Source organism: Cryobacterium sp. TMT2-10 (genome assembly GCF_004403075.1).
Taxonomy (GTDB): domain Bacteria; phylum Actinomycetota; class Actinomycetes; order Actinomycetales; family Microbacteriaceae; genus Cryobacterium; species Cryobacterium shii.
In genome coordinates, this window is record NZ_SOGW01000109.1 from 18,095 (window position 1) to 43,818 (window position 25,724).

Sequence of the window (25,724 nt, forward strand, 5' to 3'; positions counted from 1 at the left end):
CTACATGCTGATGCGGCCCGATCTGGCTATCCGCTCGTAGTCTGCCAGCAGACCTAGCACTCGTGCGAGGTCGTCGAGGTCGACGAAGTGTCATTGGAGTGACCCAGTCAGTCGTCGCATTACCTGCGACCGATAGAGTCAGCGTCAGAATGTGAAATGGGGGAGCGTGCAGTGAGTAATTTCGAATTCGTCCGGGCGGGGTGGGCCGAGATCGGCGATGAGGCGCGCGGGGCCGAGCACTACACATTCGGCGATCCGCGTGCGTCCATGTTCCGCGCGCGTCGCGCCCTTGAACTCACGGTGCAGTGGCTCTACACGGCCGATTCCACCCTCACTCGGCCGTACAAGGACGATCTCTCGAGCCTTCTTTTCGAACCCACCTTCAAGGCTCTCGTGGGCCCGGGCATTCACACGAAGATGAACCTGATCCGTTTGCAGGGTAACCGTGCCGTGCATGGCGCGGCCTCGGTGCGGGACAGCGACAGCCTGCCGGTGGTGCGCGAACTTTTTCATGTGCTCATTTGGCTGGCCACACGTTATGCGGCGAGCCCCGGGCAGCGGCCGGCCGGCGGTATGCCGTTCGACGCGGCATCGATCCCGAAGCCACAACCGGGGGCCGCCGCCCAGACCCAGGCGCAGCTGGCGCAACTCGCCGCAGCAAATGCTGCGAAAGACAAAGCCCTTGCCGAGGCTGCGGCCAACAATGACGCGCTCGTGGCCGAGCTCGCCGAACTGCGGGCGCAGGTGGCGGCAGCGAAACTCGCCAACTCGACCGTGCCCGACACCCACGACTACCTCGAGGCTGTTACCCGGGCGGAGTACATCGATCTGCTACTGCGGGAGGCCGGTTGGGCGCTGGCAGACAAACGCGATCGTGAGTTCCCGGTCACTGGTATGCCTACGCCCAGCGGCACGGGTTTCGTGGACTATGTGCTCTGGGGTGACAACGGGCTGCCGCTGGCGTTGGTTGAGGCGAAGCGCTCTGCCCAGACCGCGGCGGCTGGTAAGCAGCAGGCTCTTCTCTATGCGAACGCCCTTGAGGCGCAGTTCGGGCAGCGCCCGGTGATTTTCTACACGAATGGGTTCGACCATTTTATCTGGGACGATCTGCGCTACCCGGCGCGTCCGGTCGCCGGCTTCTACACGCGCGATCAGCTAGCGCTGCTCGTGCAGCGCCGGATCTCGCGGCTGCCGCTAGCCTCGGTCGAGACGAAGAAGAGCATCGTAGGCCGGTACTACCAGACCCGGGCCGTGACGAGAATCGCCGAGAGCTTCGAGTCGGCCAATGAGCGCAAGGCGTTGCTCGTGATGGCAACCGGCAGCGGTAAGACCCGCACGGTGATCGCGCTCGTTGACGTGCTCATGCGGGCGAACTGGGCGAAGCGGGTGCTCTTCCTCGCTGATCGGAAAGCGCTCGTCAACCAGGCCACGAACGCGTTCAAGGAGTTCCTGCCCGAGACGGCGCCGGTGAACCTGCTCACCGAGAAGGACACCGAGGGGCGCGTGTTCGTCTCCACCTACGGCACCATGATGGGGTTGATTGACCAGGGCGGCGACGAGCTGCGGCGCTTTGGTCCCGGCTACTTCGACCTCATCATCATCGACGAAGCTCACCGGTCGGTCTACCAGAAGTACGGCGAGATCTTCGGCTATTTCGACTCCCTGCTCGTTGGTCTCACCGCCACGCCCAAGGACGAGGTCGACCACAACACCTACGGCCTGTTCAACCTCGAAGACGGCGTGCCGACCGACTCCTACGAACTCGGCGAAGCCATCAAGGACAAATATCTGGTGCCCCCGGTCGGGCGGCCGATCGCCCTCGGGTTCATGGCCCGAGGCATCCGCTACGCCGACCTCACCGTGGAGGAACAGGAACAGTGGGACCTGCTCGACTGGGACGAGGGTCTGGTACCCGACGAGATTGGCGCGGCCGCTGTGAACAAATGGCTCTTTAACGCGGACACCGTGGACAAGGTGCTCGAGGTTCTGATGACCGAGGGGCGACGGGTGGCCGGCGGGGACAAACTCGGCAAGACCATCGTGTTCGCCAAGAACAACCAGCATGCAGAGTTCATCGCCGAACGCTTCGACCTGAACTACCCCGAGTTCAAGGGTCACTTCGCTCAGGTTGTGACCTACAAAACTACCTTCGCGCAGAGCGTGATCGACAACTTCTCGCAGTCGGAGAAGAGCCCACAGATCGCGATTTCAGTTGACATGCTCGACACCGGCATCGACGTGCCCGATGTCGTCAACCTGGTCTTCTTCAAGCCGGTGTACTCGAAGACGAAGTACTGGCAGATGATCGGCCGCGGCACGCGGCTTCGGCCTGACCTCTATGGGCCGGATGCGCCCAAGCAGGACTTCGTCATCTTCGACGTCTGCGGCAACATCGACTATTTCAACCAGGAGCTGCCGAATAGCAGTGCGTCGGCCACTGAACCTCTGCGGCACCGCCTGTTCCAAGCCCGGGTATCGCTCCTGGGCGCGCTCGACCGGCTCGGCTCCGTTGACGCTGGCCTCGTCGAGCTCCGCGGTTCGCTCGCTACTGGCCTGCACGCGACCGTCGCGGGCATGAATCAGCACAACTTCCTGGTGCGCCGACATCTGAGCGCGGTCGAACATTTCGCGGATGCCGCCGCATGGGCGAAACCGTCGGTTCAGGACCTCGACGCCGCGGCCGAGCACCTCGCTGGTCTGCCCTCTAGTGTGGACGCCACGGACGCCGACGAGGAAGCCCGCCGCTTCGACCTTCTCGCCCTGCGCACCCAGCTGGGAGTGGTTGAGGCAGACCCGAACTATGCGGCCGCTTACGCGGCAGCGAAGAGTCGCATCCGGGCGATCGCCGACGCCCTGGCCGACCAGCACAACGTGCCCGCCGTGCAGAAACACCTTGAACTGATCTATGCAATCGCCGGGGAAGACTGGTGGGAGGGCGTGACCCTTCCGTTGCTGGAAGTGATGCGCCTCCGTTTGCGTGGCCTTGTCCGCCTGATCGACCGGACGAAGCAGGCGATCGTCTACGTCGACTTCGAGGACACCCTTGGCGAACTCGTGCCCATCGATCCAGAGATCTTCACGCCGGGGGTCGACCGGGAGCGGTTCCGGGAGAAGCTGTTGGCGTTCCTTCGCGAGCACGCCGACCAGGTGGTGCTGCACAAGCTGCGTGCCGGCCGGCAGCTCACCGGCCTTGACTTGAAAGAGCTGGAACGCATCCTGACCGACACCGGAGGGTTCTCGGCCGAGGAGATCGCGGCTGGGGCCACTGAGGCCCATGGCCTGGGACTGCTGATCCGTTCGGTGGTCGGGATGGACCGCGCTGCGGCATCCGAAGCTCTCAGCGCCTTCGTCGCGAACGCGACGCTCACCGGCAACCAGCACGCCTTCGTCGATCTGGTCATCGACCAGTTGACGGCGCGAGGCGATGTGCCGGTCGCGCTTCTGTACGAGGCGCCATTCACCGACTACGCACCAATGGGCCCAGACGGGCTTTTCACTGACGCGCAGGTCACGCAGCTCGTGAGCGTGCTCAATCGCGTCGCGGCGACCGCCGCCGTGGCCTCGTAGTCAACAGGCGAGAACGGGCCCGCGATGACCGATCCATTGCAGTGGCTGGTACCACCTTCAGCGGTGGCTTTGATTGGCACTGAAGAAATTGTTGGACTGGATGCAACGGTCAGCGACTTCTGGCAATTCGCTATGGGTGACCTGCGAATGAATAACGCTCGCGGCTATCTTGCGGAGTTCATCGTTGGCAGGGCCCTTGGTCTGAACCATGCCCAGCGCGTGGAATGGGATGCGTATGACATCCTCTTCGGCGACATCACGATAGAGGTGAAGTCGTCGGCGTACCTGCAGTCGTGGGACCAGCGGAAACCCGGAATTTGTCAAGGTGAATGAGGCCAGCGTGAGTTTAGGCGGCTAGTTTCGGCTCCGCGTTTTGAGCTTCGGTTGGCTTGTTGATCCAGGCTGTGTCGGGGGTGGCGAGGATCTTCGGGTCGCAGCTGGTGCTGAAGCGCTCGGGGTTCCGGGCGCGTGCTGCGGCGAGGGTCGCCGCCCGTTCGGCGGCCTTGCCGGCGGCGAGGCCATAGTGGACGTCGGCGGGGGTGTTGAGGCCGATGCCGGTGTGCCGGTGGCTGTGGTTGTAGCCCTCGACGAAGGTGTTCATGAAGCGGCGGGCGTCGCCGAGGGTGCCGAAGCGTTCCGGGAACACGGGGGCGAATTTGAGGGTCTTGAACCACGCCTCTGAGTAGGGGTTGTCGTTGCTGACCCGGGGCCGGGAGTGCGACTTGGTGACCTCGAGATCTGAGAGGAGCGCGGCCACGGTCTTGCTCGTCATCGACGTGCCTCGGTCGGCGTGGACGACCTGCGGGGTGCCATGGATGGAGAAGGTCTCGGTCATCATCTCGGCGGCGAGGATCGCGGACTCGGCCGGATGGACCTTCACGCCAACGATGTATCGGGAGTAAATATCGATCATCACGTAGGCGTCGAAGTACTTGCCCTTGATTGGGCCGGGCAGTTTCGTGATGTCCCACGTATAGACCTGGCCGGGGCCGGTAGCGACCAGTTCCGGGATCGCGCGGGCCGGGTGGCGGGCCAGCCGGCGGCGTTCCCTGACCTGCTGGTTCTCGGCCAACACCCGGTAGATCGTGGAGATCGACGCCAAATACACGCCCTCGTCCAGCAGCTGCGCGTAGATCTGGATCGGCGGCAAATCCACGAACCGGGCCGAGTTCACCACCGCCAGAATCCGGGCCCGCTCGAGGACATCGAGCCGATTCGCCGGCACCACCACCGGCCGGGCGGCCCGGGTGCGGGGCGTCCGGGTCGCGGTCGCCCGCGGCAACCCGACCAGGCTGGCGGCCGTCCGGGTCGGAACGCCGCGGCCCGTGAGATCGCGGTAGGTGGTCATCACGGTTTCGTGTGCGGTGTTTCGTCCCGCGAGCTCTTCGAAAGATTTTCGAGTAGCTCGTGCATTTTTGACATGATCTCCAACGCCACCCCCGTCGTTTCCAGGCGCCGTTCGGTTAGCTCCAGTTGGCGGCGGAGCCGGGCGATCTCGGCCTGCTCGGGCGTGAGCCGGCCGATCTTCTCCCCGGGTTTCTTGCCCTGCAGCACCCCGGTATCGCGTAGTTTTCGCCACTCCGTGATCTGTGAGGAATAGATGCCCTGCTCCCGCAAATACGCGCCGCCTCCGTTGCGGGAGATGGCGTCCTCGTAGGCGGCGAGGTGGTCGAGTTTCTGCTTCGGGGTGAATGAGCGCCGGGGCGTGGGGCCGCCCGCGCGGGGGCCGGAACTGCTGTTATTCATGGGACTATCGTCGCGCACGGCGATCAACGATGGGCTGGACATGGTGGGACTTCCTGATTCTCGCCCTACGTCAAACGGCGGACTTGCTCTGAGCTACTGGCCTCAACTCACCCTGACACGTAGGGACCGAGCGTCATTGAATTCACGCGACTCAAGAGCACCCGGTGGGACCCTCGTGGTGGCGAGGATCCGGCGGGGCCGGGATACAACGCAATGGTCTATGTCTTCTGTGTGCAGACAGCACAGGACCACGACACATACGATCAACTGGCTCTCGACCAATGGGACTTCTACGTGCTCCCACGCAGCGTGCTCAAGGATCTGGGCCAAAAGAGCCTGCGGCTGTCCACGCTCAAGGCGCTTGCGTCGAAAGGTGGGGGGACAGAGAAGGGGGTTCTCTGGGCCGACTTGCGGGAAACTGTTACGAGTGCGGCGGTCGGTCAAGATCGCGACTGACACGTTTTCATGTGTCCTGAGAGCTGACCCGGCACAATCTGCGCAAGCTGCTGACACGAAACAAACTTCACGGGATCTGACCGCGCGTGAAAAGTCGTACAGACCGGACGACGGGCACCGAACTCGCGGTCCCGCCTTGGACGCTGCGGGTTCGCCATAGAAGTGCGGCAATCGAGGCACGTTGTCCGAACTAGGTGGCAAAAGTCCGAACTAGCGTGTCACGCGACACAATGTGCCCCCAGGCAGATTCGAACTGCCGCCCCTGCCTCCGGAGGGCAGTGCTCTATCCCCTGAGCTATGGGGGCCAGGGAAAACACTAGGTTATCAGCATCTCGGAGCCCGATGTGCCGCATCGAGTTCCACGGATGCGTCCGAGCCCGCCCGGCATGCCGCCCGAACTCGACCGAAAGTGTCGAACTCGGCGGCGGTCGAGCCGGTCAAGCCGGTTACTGCAGGTTGGCCAGTGCCGCGGATACGACCTTCTCGGCGTCACCGGGCTCACCGAATACCGGCGAACTCAAGGTTACCCAGTAGGTCTCTGTGAAGACCTGCACCTCGCCCTTGCCGCCGGAGGTGCCGAAGTAGCCCTCCACGGCGGGCGGGGTGCCGTAGGTCGGCACGATCTGCCCGGCGGAGGCGGCCGTGTTCTTGAGCTGGTTCAGGAGCACGTCGTTCGGCTGAGCCACCGAGATCTCGATCATTTCGCCGCTGGTCTGGTTGAGCAGGCCGCAGGCGAGTCCGTCATACTCGACGGCCTTCTTAGCGAGAGCACCGCCCGGTTTGAAGTCGGGCGCCGTTCCGTAGTTCGGGTTGAACTCATACACATCGTCGAGCGTGAGCACCTGGTCGCAGGCGAGCGTGACCGGGGTGCCAGAGGGGGTCGGCGTCGGCGTCGGGGCAGCCGAAGGAGTCGAGGTCGCCGCCGCGGTCGCCGACGCCGTGGCTGTGGCTCCGGGGGTCTTCGCCGGCGCGGAATCTGAGGAGCAACCGGTCAGCGCCACCAGCGCGACCGTGCCGGCGGCGAGGAGCAGGCCGGCACGCAGGCGCCGCTCCTGACGGAACGTGGGCGCAAGAAAGTCATTCACGGGTTGACTTTACCAAGACGGATGCCCGCAACCCGGCCGGTCAGGACCGCGCCGGGTAAGATCGGTCTTTGTGACTCCCGCTGAGCTTTCCCAATCCCTGTTCGACCTCATCCTCCAGTTGAGCGAGCGTCGACGCGCGGCCGGAACCGAGGTGGCCGACCTCGGCCTGACCGTGGCGGACGTCACCCTGGAACGGCCGAGGAACCGCGACCACGGCGACTGGGCCTCCAGCATCGCGATGAAGATCGCCAAACCCCTCGGCGCCAGCCCGCGTGAAATCGCCGCGGAACTCGCCGCCGGCCTCGAGCAGCTTCCCGACATCGCATCCGTCGACGTGGCCGGACCCGGCTTCATCAACATCCGTCTCGAGGCGGCCGCGGCCGGCGCCCTGGCCAGGACCATCGTCGAGGCCGGCCCCGCCTACGGCACCGGACACCTGTACGACGGCATCAGGATCAACCTCGAATTCGTCTCGGCGAACCCCACCGGCCCCATCCACATGGGCGGCGTGCGCTGGGCGGCCGTGGGCGACAGCCTGGCCCGCGTGCTGCAGGCCGAGGGCGCGGATGTCACGCGCGAGTACTACTTCAACGACCACGGCTCGCAGATCGACCGCTTCGCCCGCAGCGTCCTCGCCGGCTACCACGGCGAGGCCACCCCGGAAGACGGCTACGGCGGAGCGTACATCGGTGACATCGCCGACCAGGTGGTCGCGAAATACGAGGGCGACATCGCAGTGCTGGCCCGCGACGAGCAGCAGGAAGTCTTTCGCAGCGTCGGCGTCGACCTGATGTTCACCGAGATCAAGGAAAAGCTGCACGGCTTCGGCGTCGACTTCGACGTGTACTTCCACGAAGACTCCCTGCACGAGTCCGGCGCGGTCAACCGTGCGATCGAGCGGCTGCGTGAACAGGGCCATATCTTCGAAGAAGACGGGGCCATCTGGCTGCGCACGACCACCTTCGGAGACGACCGCGACCGGGTCATCATCCGTTCGAACGGGGAGCCGGCCTACATCTCCGGTGACCTCGGCTACTACCTCGACAAGCGCGAACGCGGCTTCGACCAAAACCTGATCATGCTCGGCGCCGACCACCACGGTTACGTCGGCCGCATGATGGCGATGGTCGAGGCGTTCGGTGACGTGCCCGGCGTCAACCTGCAGATCATGATCGGCCAGATGGTCAACCTGCTGCGCAACGGCGAACCGGTGCGGATGAGCAAGCGGGCCGGCACCATCGTGACCCTCGACGACCTCGTCGACGCCGTCGGCGTGGACGCCGGGCGTTACTCCCTCGTGCGCTCCAGCAGCGACACCCAGCTCGACATCGACCTCGACCTGCTCGGAAAGCGCACCAACGAGAACCCGGTGTTCTACGTGCAGTACGCCCACGCCCGCACCTGCTCGGTGGCCCGCAACGCGGCCGCCGCCGGTGTGGAACGCACGGCGTTCGCGCCCGAGCTGCTCACCCATGAGAGCGAGTCGGCCCTTCTCGGCGTGCTGCAGGAGTACCCGCGGGTCGTGGCCCAGGCCGCGGAACTGCGGGAACCACACCGCATCGCCCGGTACATCGAAGAGGTCGCCGGCTACTACCACCGCTGGTACGACAACTGCCGGGTCATCCCGCTCGGTGACGAGCCGATCACCGACCTGCACCGTACCCGGCTGTGGCTGAACGACGCCACCGGCCAGGTCATCCGCAACGGCCTCGGCCTCCTCGGCGTCGCCGCCCCGGAGCGCATGTAACCGTGGACGCGAGTGCCAGGAGAACACGGCGCCGAGGCCTCGGCGCCCAGATCGTGGTCGGTCTGAGCCTGCTCGGGCTGGTCGCGGCCTTCTTCTTCGTCGACGCCGGGATGCGCGGCTACGCCGAACGCCAGGTGAAGCAGGAGATCGCCTCGAACCTGCCGAAGACGGTGACCGGCGACGTGTCCGTGTCCATCGGCGGGCTGTCGGTGATCTGGCAGTACCTGGCCGGCAGCTTCGACCGGGTCGACCTGAAGTCCTCGGCGCTGAGCGTGGACGGCGTGCCGGCATCCGTGCATGTGGTGGCGACGGATGTCCCGCTCGACCGCTCCCGCCCCGTGGGCGACGTGCGCGGCATCGTCGACCTCGGCCCGGCCGCCCTGAACACCCTGCTGAGTGACTCGCTGCTCAGCGGGGCGGCCGACGCCGGCCTCGAACTCGGGCAGGACGAGGTCAGCTACACCGGCAGCATCGACCTGCTCGGCTTCCCGATCGACTACCGGGCCACGGCCAGCCCGACCGTGGACGCCGGCTCCGTCCTGCTCAGGCCCACCGGCGCCCGCATCACCTCCGGCGCCGGCGGCTTCGACGTCGGCGACCTGCTCTCCCAGGTGATGGGCGAGAAGCCGGTCCGGATCTGCGTGGCCTCGTACCTGCCCGACGGAGTCACCCTGTCCGGTGTCACGGTCACGCCGGAGCGGGCCCGACTCACCCTCCAGTCGAGCAGCCTGACCCTGAACCGCGCATCGCTCACGACCCTCGGCAGCTGCGCGGGCTGAAGTCCCCCATATTGAGGCCTGACAGTTCGGGCCGACCGCCGTACCCTTGGTATACCCGCTGATCGCGTTCCTTGGTCGAGGAGGCATCATGACCCTGCTTCGCATTCAACACCCCGTGCCCGACTACGACCGTTGGAAGCGCGCCTTCGACCTGGATCCCGCCGACCGCAAGGCATCCGGCGTCATCCGCTACACGATCCTGCGGTCCCGGACGGATCCGAAGTTCCTCATGATCGACCTCGAATTCGCCACGCCGCTCGAAGCCGAGAAGCTGCTTCTGAAGATGCGCCGCCTCTGGAGCACCAGTGGGTCCAGCGTGATGAGCGACCCCGAGGCGTGGATCGTCGACATCGTCGAAAGCGTCGAACTCGGCTGATCGCCACACGAAGACACGCGATTCGGCGCGGACCCGGGGCGTTCGCTAGAATCTTGGCAGGTCCCTCGCGTACAGACGCAGGCATCCTTTCACTGGCTTCAGGGACCAACCCGGGTTCGCTCGCCACTCAGTGAGACACCCACTCGACTCTTTCCCGTGAGGTTTTCACCCGTGGCCACCAACCCGCTCGCCCCCGACTGGCTCGGCCTTCCCGACGACGCCAACGCGCTCGCCCGGGGCCTCTGGCCGGCCACCCTCCTGCGTGCCCCCGAGGGCGAACTCGTCATCGGCGGCGTTCCCGCCTCGGCCCTGGCCGCCGAATTCGGCACACCCCTGTATGTGGTCGACGAGACGGATGCCCGCGCTCGCGCGGCCACCCTGCGCGAGGCATTCGAGGCCGAGTTCGCCCGCATCGGCACGACCGTGCACATCTATTACGCCGGCAAGGCGTTCCTCTCCACCGAGGTCGCCCGCTGGATGCTGGCCGAGGGCCTCAACATCGACATCTGCAGCGGCGGGGAACTCGCGGTCGCCCTCGCCGCGGGAACGCCGCCGCACCGCCTCGGCTTCCACGGCAACAACAAGTCCCTGACCGAGATCGACGACGCCTGCCGCCTCGGAGTCGGCACCATCGTGATCGACAGCCCGGTGGAGATCTCCCGGGTCGCCGAGGCCGCCGCCCGGCACGGCGCCCGCCAGACCGTGCGCCTGCGGGTGAACAGCGGTGTGCACGCGCACACGCACGACTTCCTCGCCACCGCGCACGAAGACCAGAAGTTCGGGGTCGCGCTCGAAGACGCGCCCGCACTGGTGGCCCGTATCCGCGCCGAACCGAGCCTGCGCTTCCTGGGTCTGCACTGCCACATCGGCTCGCAGATCTTCGGCGCGGACGGCTTCGCGGAGTCCGCGTCCCGGCTCCTGGCCGTGCACGCCGACCTGCTGGCCGGCGGGCCCGTGCCCGAAATGAACCTGGGCGGCGGCTTCGGCATCGCCTACACCTCCGCCGACACGCCCACCCCGATCCGCGAGCTCGCGGCCCGCCTGGCCGACATTGTCGCCGCGGAGTGCGCGGCCCGCGGCATCCCGGTGCCCGTGGTCGCGTTCGAACCGGGCCGCGCCATCATCGGCCCGGCCGGAGTCACCCTCTACGAGGTCGGCACCACCAAGGCCGTCAACCTGGGCGGCAACACGCGCCTGTACGTCAGCGTGGACGGCGGCATGAGCGACAACGCCCGCCCGGCCCTGTACGGCGCCGACTACACGGTGCGCCTGGCCAATCGTTCCTCGCAGACCGACCCCGTGCTGGTGCGCGTGGCCGGCAAGCACTGCGAGAGCGGTGACATCGTCGTCGACGCCGACTACCTCCCGGGTGACGTGGCCCCCGGCGACCTGGTGATGGTGGCCGCGACCGGCGCCTACTGCTGGTCGCTGTCGAACAACTACAACTTCGTCGGCCGGCCCGCCGTGGTCGCGGTGGCCGGCGGCATCCCACGGATGCTCGTGCGCGGCGAGACCGTCGCCGACCTGCTCGCCCGCGACACGGGGTTCTCACCGGCGGCCGACCCCGCCGACACCCGACCGAAGTCACCGAAGTCACCGAAGTCACCGAAGGAACCCGCCCGATGATCGAATACCGCAATCTGCGCGTCGCCCTCCTCGGTGGCGGTTCCGTCGGCGCCCAGGTGGCCCGGCTGCTGCTCGAGCACGGCGAGGAACTCGCCAACCGGGTGGGTGCGAGCCTGGAGTTGGTCGGCATCCTCGTGCGCGACCTCGACGCCGAACGCACCGTCGACCTGCCGCGCGAGCTCTTCACCACCGACGCCGAGACCCTGATCCTCGGCGCCGACGTCGTGATCGAGTTGATGGGCGGCATCGAGCCGGCCCGCAGCTACATCCTGATGGCGATCAACTCGGGCGCGGATGTCGTCACCGCCAACAAGGCGCTGCTGGCCACGCACGGCCCCGAACTCTTCGCTGCCGCCGCCCAGGTCGGCGCGCAGCTCAACTACGAAGCGGCCGTGGCCGGCGCCATCCCGATCGTTCGCCCGCTGCGCGACAGCCTCGGCGGCGACCAGGTCAACCGCATCCTCGGCATCGTCAACGGCACCACCAACTTCATCCTCGACCGGATGGACGTCGAGGGCGACACCCTCGAGGACGCCCTCCGCCTCGCCACCGAACTCGGCTACGCGGAGGCCGACCCGACCGCCGACATCGAGGGGTTCGACGCGGCGCAGAAGGCGGCCATCCTCGCCAGCCTCGCCTTCCACACGACCGTTCCGCTGGAATCGGTGCACCGCGAGGGCATCACGGCGATCACCCCGGCGCAGATCGAATCGGCTCGGAAGGCCGGCTACGTCGTGAAGCTGCTCGCCATCTGCGAACGCCTGGTCGACCCGGAGACCGGACTGCCCGGCGTCTCCGCCCGGGTCTACCCGGCCATGGTGCACCGCAATCACCCGCTCGCCGCCGTGCACGGCGGCAACAACGCGGTCTTTGTCGAGGCGGAGGCCGCCGGCAGCCTCATGTTCTACGGCGCCGGCGCCGGGGGAGTGGAGACAGCCTCCGCCGTGCTCGGCGACCTGGTGTCCCTGGCCCGGCGGCACATCGCCGGCGGCCCGGGAGTGGCTACCTCCACCCACGCCGACCTGCCCGTGCTCGACATCGGCAGCATCGCCACCCGCTACGCGGTCACCCTGGAGGTCACGGACGAGCCCGGCGTCCTCGCCGCCCTGGCCAGCGTGTTCAGCAACCACGGTGTGTCGCTGGCCCTGGTCGAGCAGTCCATGACGCAGGCCACACCGCGCACCGCGAATCACGCGGCCGTCCCGTCCACGGCTACCCTAGTGATCGGAACGCACGAGGCCAGGGAGTTGGCACTGGCCGCCACCGTGCGCGATCTCGCGGCCCACAAATTCGTCACCAATGTCGCATCCGTTTTGAGAGTTGAAGGAGTCTGATGTCCAGCGAACGAGAGTCCCTGCCGAACACCGCCGTGAAGACGGCTTCACGGCAGTGGCGCGGCGTGCTGCGCGAATACGCCGACCGCCTGAACATCACGGATGCAACGCCGATCATCACGCTCGGCGAGGGTGGCACCCCGCTCATTCCCGCTCCCGCGCTCTCCGCCCGCACGGGTGCGAAGGTCTGGGTCAAGTACGAGGGCATGAACCCGACCGGTTCCTTCAAGGACCGCGGCATGACCATGGCCATTTCCAAGGCCGTGGAGGATGGCGCCAAGGCCGTCATCTGCGCCTCCACCGGCAACACCTCCGCCTCGGCCGCCGCCTACGCGGCCTACGCCGGCATCCAGGCCGTCGTGCTCGTCCCCGAGGGCAAGATCGCCATGGGCAAGCTCAGCCAGGCCATCGCGCACAACGCGCAGCTGCTGCAGGTGCAGGGCAACTTCGACGACTGTCTCGACATCGCCCGCGACCTGTCCGCGAACTACCCCGTGCACCTGGTCAACTCGGTCAACCCCGACCGCATCGAGGGCCAGAAGACGGCGGCCTTCGAGGTCGTCGAGGTGCTGGAAGACGCCCCGGACATCCACATCGTCCCCGTCGGCAACGCCGGCAACTACACCGCGTACACGCGCGGCTACACCGAGGAACTCGAGCGCGGCGCCACCACGAAGCTGCCCCGGATGTTCGGATTCCAGGCTTCCGGCAGCGCCCCGATCGTGCTCGGCCACCGCGTCGACCACCCGGAGACCATCGCCAGCGCCATCCGCATCGGCAACCCCGCATCCTGGGACCTGGCCCTGGCCGCCCGCACCCTGACCGACGGGTACTTCGGCGCGATCAGCGACGAGAAGATCCTCGAGGCCTACCGCATCCTCTCCGCCGAGGTCGGCATCTTCGTCGAGCCCGCCTCCGCGATCAGCGTCGCCGGCCTGCTCGAGCGGGCCGAGGCCGGACTCATCCCCGCCGGCTCGACCGTGGTGCTCACCGTCACCGGCCACGGCCTCAAGGACCCGCAGTGGGCCCTGCGCACGGCGGATGGCTCCGACGTGAAGCCGACCATCGTGCCGGTCGACACCGCCGAAATCGCGAGCGTCCTCGGGCTGGTTCAGAAATGACCATCGCCGAGGCCGTCTCCGGCCGGTCGGCGCTGGCCGGTCGCTCCGTCACGGTGCAGGTCCCGGCCACCACGGCTAACCTCGGCCCGGGTTTCGACACCCTCGGCCTGGCCCTGGCGCACTACGACCACCTCGATGTCAGCGTTCGGGACGAACCCGGCGTCTTCGTCGAGGTGCAGGGCGTGGGCGCGGGAGAGGTGCCGACCGACGAGACCAACCTCGTCGTGCGCGCCATCATCCACACCTTCGCCGCCTACGGCCAGGAGCTTCCGGGCCTGAACCTGGTCGCGCACAACGTCATCCCGCACGGGCGGGGCATGGGCTCCTCGGGCGCCGCCATCGTGTCGGGCATCATGGCCGCCAAGGGCCTGCTCGAGGGCATCGTCGATATCGACGCGGAGGCGCTGCTCGCCCTCGCCACTGAGATGGAAGGCCACCCGGACAACGTCGCGCCGGCGCTCTTCGGCGGTCTCACCATCGCCTGGATGGCCCCGGAGGGACCGCGGCACAAAAAGCTGATGGTGCACCGCGGCGTCAAGCCGCTCGTTTTCGTGCCCGAGCACGCCATGTCCACCGCGCTGGCGCGCAGCCTGCAGCCGGAAACGGTGCCGCACGAGGACGCCGTCTTCAACGTGTCCCGGTCGGCCCTGCTGATCGCCGCGCTGATCCAGAGCCCGGAACTGCTGCTGGCAGCCACCGAGGACAAGCTCCACCAGAGCTACCGCGCCGCCGCGATGCCCGAGACCAGCCGTCTGATCACGCTGCTGCGCGACCACGGCTTCGCCGCCGTCGTCTCCGGCGCCGGTCCGTCGATCCTCGTTCTGGCCAGCGACCCGGGCCAGCGTCTCGTGGCCGCGGATCTGGTCGCCGCCGAGTCGGAGACGCCGTGGCAGGCTCTCATGCTCGCCGTCGACTCCCTGGGCGCGACGGTCACCCGCACCGACGCCTAAAGCCCCGCGCCTCCGTCCCGCACCCCACGTCCAACCTTCGTCCGAGCGCCTTGAACCAATTCGACGGAGATGTTGCTCTAGATAGGCGATTTTCGGGGTTTTGACTCTGATTTGGGCAAAATCTCCGTCGAATTCGTTCCGGGCGGGGAGGCTCGCGGGAGCAGGGGGTGCGGGACGGGGTAGGAGACGCCGGGACACGCCGGAGCTCCGCGTGTCCGCGCGATCTGTCGGTTCTGCTAGAGTCAAGGGGTACCCGATGGACACGCTTAACGCGCGAGTCCCTTCTCCGGTGCATTCCCTGTAACTCACTGCTATCGCATCATCTATGCGTAGCTGTGTGTGTTCACTTCAATCCACATCATTTTGGGATTGGACCACCCGCAGCGCGTGAGACGCTGCAACAGCTTCCCTGGTACGCACGTATGTCGCCAGGGGAAAGGACAATTTTTCGTGACTGACGTCAACCTTCGTACCCTCGGTACGGATTCCTCGCGCCTCTCCACCCTTCGCGTTGCCGAGCTTCAGGCTCTGGCGCTCGAACTGGGCATCCCGGGCGCTTCCAAACTCCGTAAGGGAGAGCTCGTGGACGCTATCACTGCGGAACAGGCTCGGAACACCCCCGCGGCTGAGTTCGCCCCGGACGCCCCAGTGATCTCCGGTCCCCCGGTTTCCTCCGACTCCGCCGGTGCCGCGGGCGATTTCGCCGCGCCGGCCGCCGACGCTGCCGTTGCCACGGCACCGCGCAAGCGGGTCTCCCGCCGCGCCACCACCGCGACCGCGGCACCAGCCGTGGCGCACGTCAACGCTGACGGTGACCTGGGCATCGGCATCATCGTCGCGGACTCCACCACCAAGCGCCGCACCACGGCCCCCACCACGTATGCCGGCCCCTCCGCCGACTCGGTGACGACCGAGCCGACCACCCCGGCCGCCGAAAAGCCCGTTCGCCAGGCCCGCAAGCGCGCCACCTCCGTCACGGTCAAGGCCGCCGCTGCCGCCGAGGCCGCCACGGAGACCGGCGCCGCCGAATCCGCCGCACCTGAGACCGCAGCAGTGGCGACCGGCACGGTGGAGACCGCGGCCTTCCAGCCTGAGGCCGCCGTCGAGGCAGCCCCGGAGACTGCGGCTGAAGCACCCGCCGAAGCCGAAACGGCGACCGGCTCCGGCCGTTCGCGTCGCAGCAGCTCGCGCGGCGGAGCCCGTAACGGGACCGCCCGCAACGCCATCGACGCCCGCAGCAGCATCGACGCCCGCAACACCGCCGATGAGCTCGCCGCCGAGGCTCCGAACGTCATCGAGCAAACCACGCCTGCCGAGCCGGCCGAGGTCGAAAAGGCCGAGGCGACCGAGCAGGTCGAAGAGACCGAGCAGGCCGAACAGCCCCGTCAGGGACGCAACCGCAACCGCAGCCGCGGCGGCGACCGCAACCAGGGCGCCGACCGCAGCCAGGGTGGCGCCGAGCGCGGCGAGGACACCGGACGCCAGCAGAACCAGCGTCAGGCCGGCAACCGCCAGCAGAACCAGGACAATCAGGCCGACCGCGGCCAGGAACGTCAGGCGCAGGGCCAGGACCGTCAGGGACAGGACCGTCAGGACCGACAGGGTCAGGGTCAGGGACAGGACCGTCAGGGTCAGGACCGTCAGGACCGTCAGGGCCAGGACCGTCAGGGTCAGGACCGTCAGGGCCAGGACCGTCAGGGCCAGGACCGTCAGGGTCAGGACCGCAACGTCGGCCAGGACCGCAACGGCCCGGACGACGACCTGAACAGCCGCAGCAACCGCAACCGTTTCCGTGACCGCAAGCGTCGCGGCGTGACCACGGGCGACGACTTCGAGCCGGAGCTGAACGACGACGATGTGCTGATCCCGGTCGCGGGCATCCTCGACGTGCTCGATAACTACGCCTTCGTGCGCACCTCCGGCTACCTGCCGGGGGCCAGCGACGTCTACGTGTCGCTCGGCCAGGTCAAGAAGTACAACCTGCGCAAGGGTGACGCCGTTGTCGGTGCCATCCGCCAGCCGCACGAGGGTGACCAGAGCGGCCGCCAGAAGTACAACGCGATCGTCAAGGTCGACTCCATCAACGGCCTGACCGTCGAGGAAGCCGCCAACCGGGTTGAGTTCCAGAAGCTCACCCCGCTCTACCCGCAGGAGCGCCTGCGGCTCGAGACCGAGCCGGGGAAGCTCACGCAGCGCATCATCGATCTCGTCGCCCCGATCGGAAAGGGCCAGCGCGGCCTGATCGTCGCACCGCCCAAGGCCGGCAAGACCATCGTCATGCAGCAGATCGCCAACGCCATCGCCACGAACAACCCCGAGGTCCACCTCATGGTCGTTCTCGTCGACGAGCGTCCCGAAGAGGTCACCGACATGCAGCGCACGGTGAAGGGTGAGGTCATCGCCTCCACCTTCGACCGCCCCGCGGAGGACCACACCACGGTCGCCGAGCTCGCCATCGAGCGCGCCAAGCGCCTGGTCGAACTGGGCCACGACGTCGTCGTGCTGCTCGACTCGATCACCCGCCTCGGCCGTGCGTACAACCTCACCGCGCCGCCCTCGGGCCGCATCCTCTCCGGCGGTGTCGACGCCTCCGCGCTGTACCCGCCCAAGCGCTTCTTCGGCGCCGCGCGCAACATCGAGAACGGTGGCTCGCTCACCATCCTCGCCTCCGCTCTGGTCGAGACCGGGTCCAAGATGGACGAGGTCATCTTCGAGGAGTTCAAGGGCACCGGCAACATGGAGCTCCGCCTGTCGCGCCAGCTGGCTGACAAGCGCATCTTCCCAGCGGTGGATGTCAACGCATCCGGCACCCGTCGTGAAGAAATGCTGATGAGCACGGATGAAGTCAAGATCACCTGGAAGCTGCGCCGCGCCCTCGCCGGGCTCGAGCAGCAGCAGGCGCTCGAGGTCATCCTCGGTCGCCTCAAGGAGACCACGTCCAACGTCGAGTTCCTGATGCAGGTTCAGAAGTCGATGCCGACCCTCGGCGGGTCAGACAAGGATCACTGATGTTCGAGTCTGTTCTGACTCTGCTGGCTGAGCACGACGAGCTGCAGTCTCAGCTGGCCGATCCGGAGCTGCACGCGAACCCAGCCCGCTCGAAGAAGGTCAACCGCCGCTACGCCGAGCTCAGCCGCATCATCGCGGCGTGGAACGAGTGGAAAGAGATCGGCGACAACCTCGAGGCAGCCCGCGAGCTCGCCGCCGAGGACGCCGACTTCGCCGCGGAGATCCCCGGGTTGACGGAACAGCTGGAAGCCGCAGCCGAAAAGCTGCGGCGTCTGCTGATCCCGCGCGACCCGCTCGATGCCCGTGACGTGATCATGGAGATCAAGATGGGGGAGGGCGGCGCGGAATCCGCACTGTTCGCCGCCGACCTGCTCCGGATGTACCTGCACTATGCGGAATCGAAGCGCTGGAAAACCGAGATCATCGAGCAGACCACGAGCGATCTCGGCGGGATCAAGGACATCCAGCTCGCCATCAAGGGCAACTCGAGCGACCCCGCAGAGGGCGTCTGGGCGCACCTGAAGTACGAGGGCGGCGTGCACCGAGTTCAGCGGGTGCCCGCCACGGAGTCCCAGGGACGCATCCACACCTCCGCCGCCGGCGTGCTCGTCTTCCCCGAGGTCGACGAGCCCGAAGAGGTCGAGATCAACGCGAACGACCTCAAGATCGACGTGTACCGGTCGAGCGGCCCCGGCGGCCAGTCGGTCAACACGACCGACTCCGCCGTGCGCATCACGCACCTTCCGACCGGCATCGTCGTGGCCATGCAGAACGAGAAGAGCCAGCTGCAGAACAAGGAAGCCGGCATGCGCGTTCTGCGTGCCCGCGTTCTCGCCCGGCAGCAGGAAGAGATCGACGCGGCAGCCAGCCTCGTGCGCAAGGGGCAGATCCGCACCATGGACCGGTCCGAGCGCATCCGCACGTACAACTTCCCCGAGAACCGCATCGCGGACCACCGCACGGGCTACAAGGCCTACAACCTGGACACCGTGATGAACGGCGCCCTGGAGGCCGTGATCGATTCCTGCATCACCGCCGACGAGGCCACTCGCCTGGCCGAGATCGGCGACCACGACTAGATCTCAGAATGATTCGCACGAGATCAGAGGCTTTCTGTGGCCCCGTCCCTCCTAGGCTGGAGGGGCAGGCCGGGGAGCTTTCGCATTCTGCCGGCCCAAACCGAGGGCGAGGATGCCGATGGAATCCCTGACGAGTCACACCGACTACGGCGCGGTGGGCCTGAACAAGTCCGGGGTCGACCCCGACCCGATGATCGAGTTCGCCGCGTGGCTGGCGGCCGCCGAGCAGGCGGGGCTCTACGAGCCGAACGCCATGGTGGTCGGCACCGTCGACCCGGACGGCCGGCCGAGCAGTCGCACGGTGCTGCTCAAGGGCCTCGACGGGAGCGGATTCGAATTCGTCAGCAACTACGGTTCCCACAAGGGCCGGGCGCTGGCCGCCAATCCGGGCGTCTCGCTGTTGTTCCCCTGGTTCGCGATGCAGCGCCAGGTGATCGTCTACGGCACGGCCCACCCCACGGATGCCGCCACTAGCGACGCCTACTTCGCGCGCCGACCGCGGGCCGCCCGCATTGCCGCTGTGGCCAGCGACCAGTCGCAGCCGATCGCGAGCCGTGCCCTGCTCGAGGAACAGGTGCGCCGGGTGGAAGCGCGCTACCCGGGCGACACGGACATTCCCCGGCCGGACGACTGGGGCGGCTACCGGGTGACGCCGCACGCGATCGAGTTCTGGCAGGGGCGAACGTCGCGGCTGCACGACCGCCTGCGCTTCACGGCCGCCGCCGCGGGCGGCTGGACCCTGGAGCGGCTGCAGCCCTAGCGGCAGCGTCAGTCGTCGGTGAGCGGCAGTCCCCTCGCGCTCTCGATCGTGTCGGGCCTGGCCGGCTGCACGGTCGCCGGAATTCCGAGGAGCACGGACTTCGCCGGGGCATCCCGCGTCACCACAGCGTTGGCGCCGACGGTGCTCCAGGCGCCGAGCGTGATCGGGCCGAGGATCTTGGCCCCGGCGCCGACCGTCACGCCGTCGTGCAGGGTCGGATGCCGCTTCTCGCCACGGGCCACCCCGTGACGGGATTTTCCACCGAGCGTGACGCCGTGGTAAAGCATGACGTCGTCGCCGATCTCCGACGTTTCACCGATCACCACTCCCATGCCGTGGTCGATGAACAGCCGTCGCCCGATCCGGGCGCCCGGGTGGATTTCGATCCCGGTCAGGAACCGGGTGAACTGGGACAGCAGCCGGGCCGGCAGCCACAGCCCGGCCGTCCAGAGCCGGTGCGCGACCCGATAGGACCAGACCGCGTGCAGGCCGCTGTACGCGAGGAACACCTCGATGTTGCTGCGGGCCGCGGGGTCGTGGGCGCGCGCCATCAGCACGTCTTCCCGGATGCTCGACAAGACTCCCATCGGCTGCTTCCGCCGCCCTCTTCTCGCCTAGTCCAGCAGGTCTTCGTAGAGAACGGTCGAGATATACCGCTCGCCGAAGCTCGGCAGGATTGCCACGATGGTCTTGCCAGAGTTCTCGGGCCGCTTGGCCTGCTCGAGGGCCGCCCAGACCGCGGACCCGCCGGAGATGCCGGAGAGGATGCCTTCGTCGGTCGCGAGGGCACGCGCCGTGGCCAGCGAGTCGGCCAGGGTGACGTCGGTCACCTCGTCGTACACGGTGGTGTCGAGGACCTTCGGCACGAAGTTGGCACCGATGCCCTGGATCTTGTGCGGCCCCGGCTTGCCGCCGGTGAGGATGGGGGAGTCGATCGGTTCGACCCCGACGACCCGAACGGAGGGTTTGCGCTCCTTGAGCAGCTGACCGGTGCCCGTGATGGTGCCGCCGGTGCCGATGCCCGCCACCAGGATGTCCACGGCGCCTTCGGTGTCGTCCCAAATCTCCACGCCCGTGGTCGCGCGGTGGATGGCCGGGTTGGCGGGGTTGTCGAACTGACGGGCGAGGATCGCCCCCGGCGTGCCGGCGGCGATCTCTTCCGCCTTCGTGACGGCGCCGCGCATGCCTTCTCCACCGGGCGTGAGCACGATTTCCGCGCCGTAGGCACGAAGCAGCACGCGGCGCTCCTTGCTCATGGTCTCCGGCATCGCCAGGATCACCCGGTAACCGCGGGCCGCCCCCACCATGGCCAGGGCGATGCCGGTGTTGCCGCTGGTACCCTCGACGATGGTGCCGCCCGGGGCCAGTTCGCCCGACGCCTCGGCGGCGTCGACGATCGCGATGCCGATCCGGTCCTTCACACTGCCCGAGGGGTTGTAGAACTCCAGCTTCACCAGCACGGTCGCGTCCAGGCCGGCGGTGAGCCGGTTCAGTCTGACCAGAGGGGTCCCGCCGACGGCAGCGGTGATATCGGAGTGAATCTTTGCGGGCATCGGTGAGCGCCTTTCGATCGGTTTTCAGGACCTCGCCCAGCCTAGGGCCACGGCATTGGGCGAGCGAGTGCATTACATTCCAAAGAGTGACAACTCCGCCAAGCGACCATTCCATTCCCGCCGCCGTCGACGAAATGCGCGACCTGGCCATCCGTTCACTCTCCGCGGCCGGGATTTCCGACGCCGAGGTGGACGCCGATCTACTGATCGGCCACGTCCTCTCCCAGAGCCGGGGGCAGGTGCAGGCCGCCGGCATCCTGCGCACCAGCCTCAGCGAGACGGATGCCGCGGCCATCCTGGAACTCGTTCACCGCCGCTCTCTGCGCGAGCCGTTGCAGCACATCACCGGCCGTGCCCCGTTCCGCTCCCTCGAACTGAACGTGGGACCCGGAGTGTTCGTGCCTCGGCCCGAGACCGAACAGGTGGCGCAATTCGCCATCGACGCCCTCCGTTCCCTGCCCGACCCGGAACCGATCGGCGTGGACCTGGGCACCGGCAGCGGCGCGATCGCGCTGGCCATGGCGGTCGAGGTGCCCCACGCCCGCGTCTGGGCGGTGGAGAACTCTCCGGATGCGTTCCCGTGGACCACCCGCAACTTCACCGAGGTCGGTGCCGACAACGCCACCCTCGTGTTCGGCGACCTGACCGACGCGCTGGCCGAACTCGACGGAACCGTCGCCGTGGTCATCTCGAACCCGCCGTACATCCCCGCGGACGCCATCCCGCGCGACCCGGAGGTGCGCCTCTTCGACCCGGCCCGCGCGCTGTTCGGCGGCCGGGACGGCCTCGACGTCGTGCGACACGTGTCCCGCACGGCCCTGCGCCTGCTGCGCCCGGGCGGGGTGCTGGTGATCGAGCACGGCGAGTTGCAGGGCGCCGAAATCCGGGCCCTCCTGGCCGCCGACGGCTGGCGTGCCCCCGCCACCCACCGCGACTACACCACCCGCGACCGCGCGACCACCGCCCTGCGACCCTGAGGTCGACGAGGCGGGCTGCCAGCCTCCCGGGAGGTGGCTGCACTAGAATCGGTCGAAATGACACGCATCTATGACTGCTCGGTTGACTCGGAATACGCAGCCGGCATGAGACTCGCACGATCGGCCATCGGCCGTGGTGCGCTCGTCGTCATCCCCACCGACACCGTCTACGGGCTCGCCGCCGACGCCTTCAGCCCGGAGGCCGTGCAACGGCTCCTCGACGCCAAAGGGCGGGACCGCACCTCGCCGCCGCCCGTGCTCATCCCCGGCATCCCCACCCTCGACGCCCTCGCGCAGGACGTCCCTCCGCCCGTACGTGAGCTCGTCGCCGCGTTCTGGCCCGGCGGCCTGACCGTCGTGCTCACCGCCCAGCCGTCTCTGGTCTGGGACCTGGGCGAGACTCGCGGCACGGTTGCACTGCGGATGCCGAGCAACCGGGTCGCCCTCGACCTCCTGGCCGAGACGGGACCCCTGGCCGTGTCATCCGCCAACATGAGCGGCCTTCCCGCCGCCATCGACGCGATCGGCGCCGAAGACATGCTCGGCATCAATGTCGCCGTCTATCTTGACGGGGGAGTCGCGGGCCTCGACTACGAGCCGATCGGCGACCGCGCCGGAGACACCTCGTCGACAATCGTGGATGCCACCGGCTACGGCTCCAACGGAGGCAAGGTGGTCATCGTGCGCAACGGCGTGATCTCGCGGGCGGCGATCGAAGCCGTGATCGGGGACGCCCTTGCCCCGGTCGGGTTCGCGCCCCCCGCCGCTGCTTCGGAGCCCGCCGCCGAGCCCGCCGCCGAAGCGTCCACGGCGCCCGCCGGCGACACCGCACCCGACCCGGCCGCAGACGCGGGCTAATCGATGACCGTCTTCGTTCTGCTGGCCCTCGTCTCGGCCTTGATCACCTTCGGGTTCTCGATCCTCGTGCTCAAACTGAGCCACCGCTACAAGCTGTACCCGAAGATCCGCGAACGCGATGTGCACACCCGGCCCACGCCCCGCCTCGGCGGCATCGCCATCTTCCTCGGCATCGTCGGCGCCTTCGGGGTGTCCTACCTGATCGCCGCCGCATTCGCCCCGCTCCGGCTCATTTTCAGCGACCCGCAGCAGATCCTCGCCATCCTCGGAGCCGCCCTGCTGATCGTCCTGCTCGGCGTGGCCGATGACCTCTGGGACCTCGACTGGATGACCAAGCTGGCCGGCCAGTTCATCGCGGCCGGGCTCGTCGCCTGGCAGGGCGTGCAGGTCCTGTCGCTGCCGATCGGCGGGCTGACCGTCGGGTCGTCCTGGATGTCCATCCTGATCACCGTGATCGTGATTGTGATCGTGATGAACATGATCAACTTCATCGACGGGCTCGACGGCCTGGTCGCGGGGGTCGCCCTGATCGCGAACGGCGTGTTCTTCGTCTACAGCTACCTGCTCGTGCGGGACACGTCTCCGAGCAACTACTTCAACCTGGCCTCCCTGATCGCCGCTATCCTGGTGGGGGCCTGCGTCGGGTTCCTGCCGCTCAACTGGCGTCCGGCGAAACTATTCATGGGCGACGCCGGCGCGCTGCTGGTGGGCCTGCTGATGGCCACCTCCGCGATCGCGATCACCGGTCAGGTCGACCCCACCGCAGTCAACCGGTCCCAGCTGTTCCCCGCCTTCATCCCGATCATCCTGCCGGTCGCGATCCTGATCATCCCGCTGCTCGACTTCGGCCTGGCCGTGTTCCGGCGGGTTCGGGCCGGGAAATCGCCCTTCAGTGCCGACCGCAAACACCTCCACCACCGGCTCCTCGACATGGGGCATTCCCACCTGCATGCCGTGCTCATCTTCTACGGCTGGACGGCGGCCGCATCCGTCGGCTGCCTGCTCTACTTCGTACTGCCCGTGTACTTCGGCCTGCCCACCTGGTACGCCACGATCTTCCTGATCTTCGCACTGCTGGTCTGCACCCTTGTCACGCTGGCTCCGCTCAGCCGGCGCAAGGCCGTGGAGGCCGCCAGTCAGCTTGCGAGCCCGGCCACCCAACCAGTCGAGACCGCCCGATTCGACCCTCTCGATGAGGCGGCGACGACGGCCGAGGAGAACGTATGAGCACCATGGCACCCCGTCCGGCCCAGCCCACTTCGATTCCAGTGTTCCGCCGCATCCTCGTCTACGGCAGCGTCCTCGCCGCCGGCATCGCCGTCGTCGGGGCCGTGGTCGGCGGTCTGGCCGCGGGGGCCGAGGGCGTCGTGAGCGCCCTGATCGGAACCCTGCTGTCGGTGGTCTTCATGGGGATCACGGCCGGCAGCATCCTGGTCGCCAATCGTTTCGCCGGCACCGCCGCGGCCATCGGCGCGTTCTTCGGAATCGTGATGGGAGGCTGGCTGGTCAAGTTCGTCGTCTTCCTGGTGCTGATGGTGCTGCTCAAAGACCAGCCCTGGATCCAGCCGGTCGTGCTGTTCCTCAGCATCATCGCCGGAGTCGTCGGTTCGCTCCTGGTCGATGTTTTCGTGCTGATGAAGAGCCGAATGACGTACGCCAGCGACATCACCCTGCCGACGGCGGCACACGACGACTGAGCGCGGGCTCTCGATTCGGTCTCCCGGCCTTTTCTTGCTAGGGTAATGACCGATTCGTCCCGTGTTGTTTCTGCCTTCTTGCAGAACAATCCGGCCACACATTCGTCATCGCGAGAGCAGAGCTTCTTGCCCCGAAACAGGAGAAAGCGCTGCTAGAAACCGCCGTAAACCTGATGATTCCGTTTGCCACCGATGAGGGTGGCTTCCACGGTCCGACGATTGGTGAATTCTTCCCCGAAGCGATCTTCTTCGCCGGGACGCCATTCGAAATAAATCGCATCATGCTCATCCGCTTCCTGGCAGTCGCCGCGCTGCTGCTAATTTTCTGGATCGGCACGCGCCGCATGAAGGTCATTCCGACCCGCATGCAGAGCGTCGTCGAGATGGGCCTGGACTTCGCCCGGGTCAACATCGCCGAAGACATCCTCGGCAAGAAGGACGGCAAGCGTTTCCTGCCGTTGATCACGACCATTTTCTTCATGGTCCTGTTCCTCAACATCACCGGCCCGATCCCGTTCCTCAACATCGCCGGAAGCTCCGTCATCGGAGTTCCGCTGGTGCTGGCGCTGGTGGCTTACAGCGCCTTCATCTACGCCGGCGTCAAGAAGAACCCGGCGAACTTCTTCCGGAACGCCCTGTTCCCACCCGGAGTTCCGCCGTTCCTCTACATCATCGTGACGCCGATCGAGTTCATCTCGACGTTCCTCATCCGCCCGGTCACTCTGACCCTTCGGCTGCTGATGAACATGATCGTCGGCCACCTGCTCCTGGTGCTGTTCTTCAGTGCGACGCAGTTCTTCTTCTTCACCGCCACCGGCGGGTTCAAGTTGTTCGGTGCGGGCACCCTGGTGTTCGGCTTCGCGTTCACACTCTTCGAAGTGCTGATCGCGCTGCTCCAGGCCTACATTTTTGCCCTGCTCACCGCTGTCTACATCCAGCTCGCGCTGGCTGAGGAGCACTAAACCTCGAATCCGGCATTCGCTGTATTCGTCACTACGGAAGGA

The 25,724-nt window shown here is 67.2% G+C and carries 22 protein-coding genes and 1 tRNA gene; 18 read left to right on the plus strand and 5 right to left on the minus strand.

Annotation, left to right across the window (positions count from 1 at the left end; all coding sequences use genetic code 11):
* The first annotated feature begins 171 nt into the window (after positions 1–171).
* Positions 172–3,567 carry a DEAD/DEAH box helicase family protein gene (locus E3T37_RS13460; protein ID WP_134367627.1) on the plus strand — a complete coding sequence of 1,132 codons (3,396 nt, stop codon included), beginning with the start codon at positions 172–174 and terminating at the stop codon, positions 3,565–3,567.
* A 24-nt stretch (positions 3,568–3,591) separates the two neighbouring features.
* Positions 3,592–3,900 (plus strand): hypothetical protein, encoded by a 309-nt coding sequence (locus E3T37_RS13465; RefSeq protein ID WP_134367629.1) that lies wholly within the window; start codon positions 3,592–3,594, stop codon positions 3,898–3,900.
* Positions 3,901–3,913: 13 nt separating this feature from the next.
* On the opposite strand, the gene E3T37_RS13470 is transcribed toward E3T37_RS13465, so the two are convergent.
* Positions 3,914–5,355, minus strand: a protein-coding gene (locus E3T37_RS13470) for an IS3 family transposase (protein ID WP_370292558.1) whose coding sequence is annotated in 2 segments (ribosomal slippage) — positions 3,914–4,986 and positions 4,986–5,355 — 1,443 coding nt in all. Because the reading frame shifts where the segments join, the coding sequence is not laid out codon by codon here.
* 171 nt (positions 5,356–5,526) lie between these two features.
* Here E3T37_RS13470 and E3T37_RS13475 point away from each other — a divergent pair.
* Positions 5,527–5,769: a hypothetical protein gene (locus tag E3T37_RS13475; protein ID WP_134367633.1), complete on the plus strand. Its 243-nt coding sequence runs from the start codon at positions 5,527–5,529 to the stop codon at positions 5,767–5,769.
* A 233-nt stretch (positions 5,770–6,002) separates the two neighbouring features.
* On the opposite strand, the gene E3T37_RS13480 is transcribed toward E3T37_RS13475, so the two are convergent.
* Both E3T37_RS13480 and E3T37_RS16930 read right to left on the minus strand, forming a co-directional pair.
* Positions 6,003–6,074 (minus strand) — tRNA-Arg (locus E3T37_RS13480).
* A 141-nt stretch (positions 6,075–6,215) separates the two neighbouring features.
* Positions 6,216–6,854, minus strand: coding sequence for an iron ABC transporter ATP-binding protein (locus E3T37_RS16930; RefSeq protein WP_166787088.1), 639 nt, complete (start codon positions 6,852–6,854; stop codon positions 6,216–6,218).
* 70 nt (positions 6,855–6,924) lie between these two features.
* Here E3T37_RS16930 and argS point away from each other — a divergent pair, with 70 nt between their 5' ends.
* From argS to pdxH, 10 genes are all read left to right on the plus strand, one after another.
* Positions 6,925–8,601, plus strand: a complete 1,677-nt coding sequence (gene argS / locus E3T37_RS13485; protein WP_134367635.1) for an arginine--tRNA ligase — start codon at positions 6,925–6,927, stop codon at positions 8,599–8,601.
* 2 nt (positions 8,602–8,603) lie between these two features.
* Positions 8,604–9,380, plus strand: coding sequence for a DUF2993 domain-containing protein (locus E3T37_RS13490; protein WP_134367637.1), 777 nt, complete (start codon positions 8,604–8,606; stop codon positions 9,378–9,380).
* Between the two features lie 88 nt (positions 9,381–9,468).
* Positions 9,469–9,756, plus strand: a complete 288-nt coding sequence (locus E3T37_RS13495) for a hypothetical protein (RefSeq protein ID WP_134367639.1) — start codon at positions 9,469–9,471, stop codon at positions 9,754–9,756.
* Between the two features lie 171 nt (positions 9,757–9,927).
* Positions 9,928–11,382 (plus strand): diaminopimelate decarboxylase, encoded by a 1,455-nt coding sequence (lysA, locus tag E3T37_RS13500; RefSeq protein WP_134367759.1) that lies wholly within the window; start codon positions 9,928–9,930, stop codon positions 11,380–11,382.
* A complete protein-coding gene (locus E3T37_RS13505) occupies positions 11,379–12,716 on the plus strand; it encodes a homoserine dehydrogenase (RefSeq protein ID WP_134367641.1) in 1,338 nt (445 codons plus the stop codon). The genes lysA and E3T37_RS13505 overlap by 4 nt, the downstream gene beginning before the upstream one ends.
* Positions 12,716–13,837, plus strand: a complete 1,122-nt coding sequence (gene thrC, locus E3T37_RS13510; RefSeq protein ID WP_134367643.1) for a threonine synthase — start codon at positions 12,716–12,718, stop codon at positions 13,835–13,837. Before E3T37_RS13505 ends, thrC begins: the two co-directional genes overlap by 1 nt.
* Positions 13,834–14,787, plus strand: a complete 954-nt coding sequence (thrB, locus tag E3T37_RS13515) for a homoserine kinase (protein ID WP_134367645.1) — start codon at positions 13,834–13,836, stop codon at positions 14,785–14,787. Before thrC ends, thrB begins: the two co-directional genes overlap by 4 nt.
* 450 nt (positions 14,788–15,237) lie before the next feature.
* Complete coding sequence (gene rho / locus E3T37_RS13520; protein WP_134367647.1) at positions 15,238–17,796, plus strand: transcription termination factor Rho; 2,559 nt, start codon at positions 15,238–15,240, stop codon at positions 17,794–17,796.
* The gene (prfA, locus tag E3T37_RS13525) at positions 17,796–18,875 is read left to right on the plus strand and encodes a peptide chain release factor 1 (RefSeq protein ID WP_134367649.1); all 1,080 of its coding nucleotides are present in this window, start codon (positions 17,796–17,798) and stop codon (positions 18,873–18,875) included. The genes rho and prfA overlap by 1 nt, the downstream gene beginning before the upstream one ends.
* 118 nt (positions 18,876–18,993) lie before the next feature.
* Positions 18,994–19,635: a pyridoxamine 5'-phosphate oxidase gene (pdxH, locus tag E3T37_RS13530; RefSeq protein ID WP_134367651.1), complete on the plus strand. Its 642-nt coding sequence runs from the start codon at positions 18,994–18,996 to the stop codon at positions 19,633–19,635.
* An 8-nt stretch (positions 19,636–19,643) separates the two neighbouring features.
* Here pdxH and epsC read toward each other — a convergent pair whose 3' ends face one another.
* Positions 19,644–20,222: a serine O-acetyltransferase EpsC gene (gene epsC, locus E3T37_RS13535; RefSeq protein ID WP_134367653.1), complete on the minus strand. Its 579-nt coding sequence runs from the start codon at positions 20,220–20,222 to the stop codon at positions 19,644–19,646.
* Between the two features lie 27 nt (positions 20,223–20,249).
* Positions 20,250–21,188, minus strand: coding sequence for a cysteine synthase A (gene cysK / locus E3T37_RS13540; RefSeq protein WP_134367655.1), 939 nt, complete (start codon positions 21,186–21,188; stop codon positions 20,250–20,252).
* Between the two features lie 134 nt (positions 21,189–21,322).
* Here cysK and prmC point away from each other — a divergent pair, with 134 nt between their 5' ends.
* The 5 genes from prmC (at position 21,323) to atpB (ending at position 25,682) form a co-directional block, all read left to right on the plus strand.
* On the plus strand, positions 21,323–22,165 hold the full coding sequence (gene prmC / locus E3T37_RS13545) for a peptide chain release factor N(5)-glutamine methyltransferase (protein ID WP_134367761.1): 843 nt from the start codon (positions 21,323–21,325) through the stop codon (positions 22,163–22,165).
* 57 nt (positions 22,166–22,222) lie between these two features.
* The gene (locus E3T37_RS13550) at positions 22,223–23,023 is read left to right on the plus strand and encodes an L-threonylcarbamoyladenylate synthase (RefSeq protein ID WP_134367657.1); all 801 of its coding nucleotides are present in this window, start codon (positions 22,223–22,225) and stop codon (positions 23,021–23,023) included.
* 3 nt (positions 23,024–23,026) lie between these two features.
* On the plus strand, positions 23,027–24,250 hold the full coding sequence (locus E3T37_RS13555) for an MraY family glycosyltransferase (protein WP_134367659.1): 1,224 nt from the start codon (positions 23,027–23,029) through the stop codon (positions 24,248–24,250).
* Positions 24,247–24,720 (plus strand): hypothetical protein, encoded by a 474-nt coding sequence (locus E3T37_RS13560; RefSeq protein WP_134367661.1) that lies wholly within the window; start codon positions 24,247–24,249, stop codon positions 24,718–24,720. The genes E3T37_RS13555 and E3T37_RS13560 overlap by 4 nt, the downstream gene beginning before the upstream one ends.
* Before the next feature lie 173 nt (positions 24,721–24,893).
* A complete protein-coding gene (gene atpB, locus E3T37_RS13565; protein ID WP_134367663.1) occupies positions 24,894–25,682 on the plus strand; it encodes a F0F1 ATP synthase subunit A in 789 nt (262 codons plus the stop codon).
* The last annotated feature ends 42 nt before the right edge of the window (positions 25,683–25,724 follow it).

Excerpts from the sequence above, each read along its gene's own strand:
- E3T37_RS13465 (WP_134367629.1), top strand. The coding sequence starts at position 3,592 with ATGACCGATCCATTGCAGTGGCTGGTACCACCTTCAGCGGTGGCTTTG.
- E3T37_RS13475 (WP_134367633.1), top strand. The coding sequence starts at position 5,527 with ATGGTCTATGTCTTCTGTGTGCAGACAGCACAGGACCACGACACATAC.
- E3T37_RS13495 (WP_134367639.1), top strand. The coding sequence starts at position 9,469 with ATGACCCTGCTTCGCATTCAACACCCCGTGCCCGACTACGACCGTTGG.
- E3T37_RS13505 (WP_134367641.1), top strand. The coding sequence starts at position 11,379 with ATGATCGAATACCGCAATCTGCGCGTCGCCCTCCTCGGTGGCGGTTCC.
- thrC (WP_134367643.1), top strand. The coding sequence starts at position 12,716 with ATGTCCAGCGAACGAGAGTCCCTGCCGAACACCGCCGTGAAGACGGCT.
- thrB (WP_134367645.1), top strand. The coding sequence starts at position 13,834 with ATGACCATCGCCGAGGCCGTCTCCGGCCGGTCGGCGCTGGCCGGTCGC.
- prfA (WP_134367649.1), top strand. The coding sequence starts at position 17,796 with ATGTTCGAGTCTGTTCTGACTCTGCTGGCTGAGCACGACGAGCTGCAG.
- pdxH (WP_134367651.1), top strand. The coding sequence starts at position 18,994 with ATGGAATCCCTGACGAGTCACACCGACTACGGCGCGGTGGGCCTGAAC.
- epsC (WP_134367653.1), bottom strand. The coding sequence starts at position 20,222 with ATGGGAGTCTTGTCGAGCATCCGGGAAGACGTGCTGATGGCGCGCGCC.
- cysK (WP_134367655.1), bottom strand. The coding sequence starts at position 21,188 with ATGCCCGCAAAGATTCACTCCGATATCACCGCTGCCGTCGGCGGGACC.
- prmC (WP_134367761.1), top strand. The coding sequence starts at position 21,323 with ATGCGCGACCTGGCCATCCGTTCACTCTCCGCGGCCGGGATTTCCGAC.
- E3T37_RS13550 (WP_134367657.1), top strand. The coding sequence starts at position 22,223 with ATGACACGCATCTATGACTGCTCGGTTGACTCGGAATACGCAGCCGGC.
- E3T37_RS13555 (WP_134367659.1), top strand. The coding sequence starts at position 23,027 with ATGACCGTCTTCGTTCTGCTGGCCCTCGTCTCGGCCTTGATCACCTTC.
- E3T37_RS13560 (WP_134367661.1), top strand. The coding sequence starts at position 24,247 with ATGAGCACCATGGCACCCCGTCCGGCCCAGCCCACTTCGATTCCAGTG.
- atpB (WP_134367663.1), top strand. The coding sequence starts at position 24,894 with ATGATTCCGTTTGCCACCGATGAGGGTGGCTTCCACGGTCCGACGATT.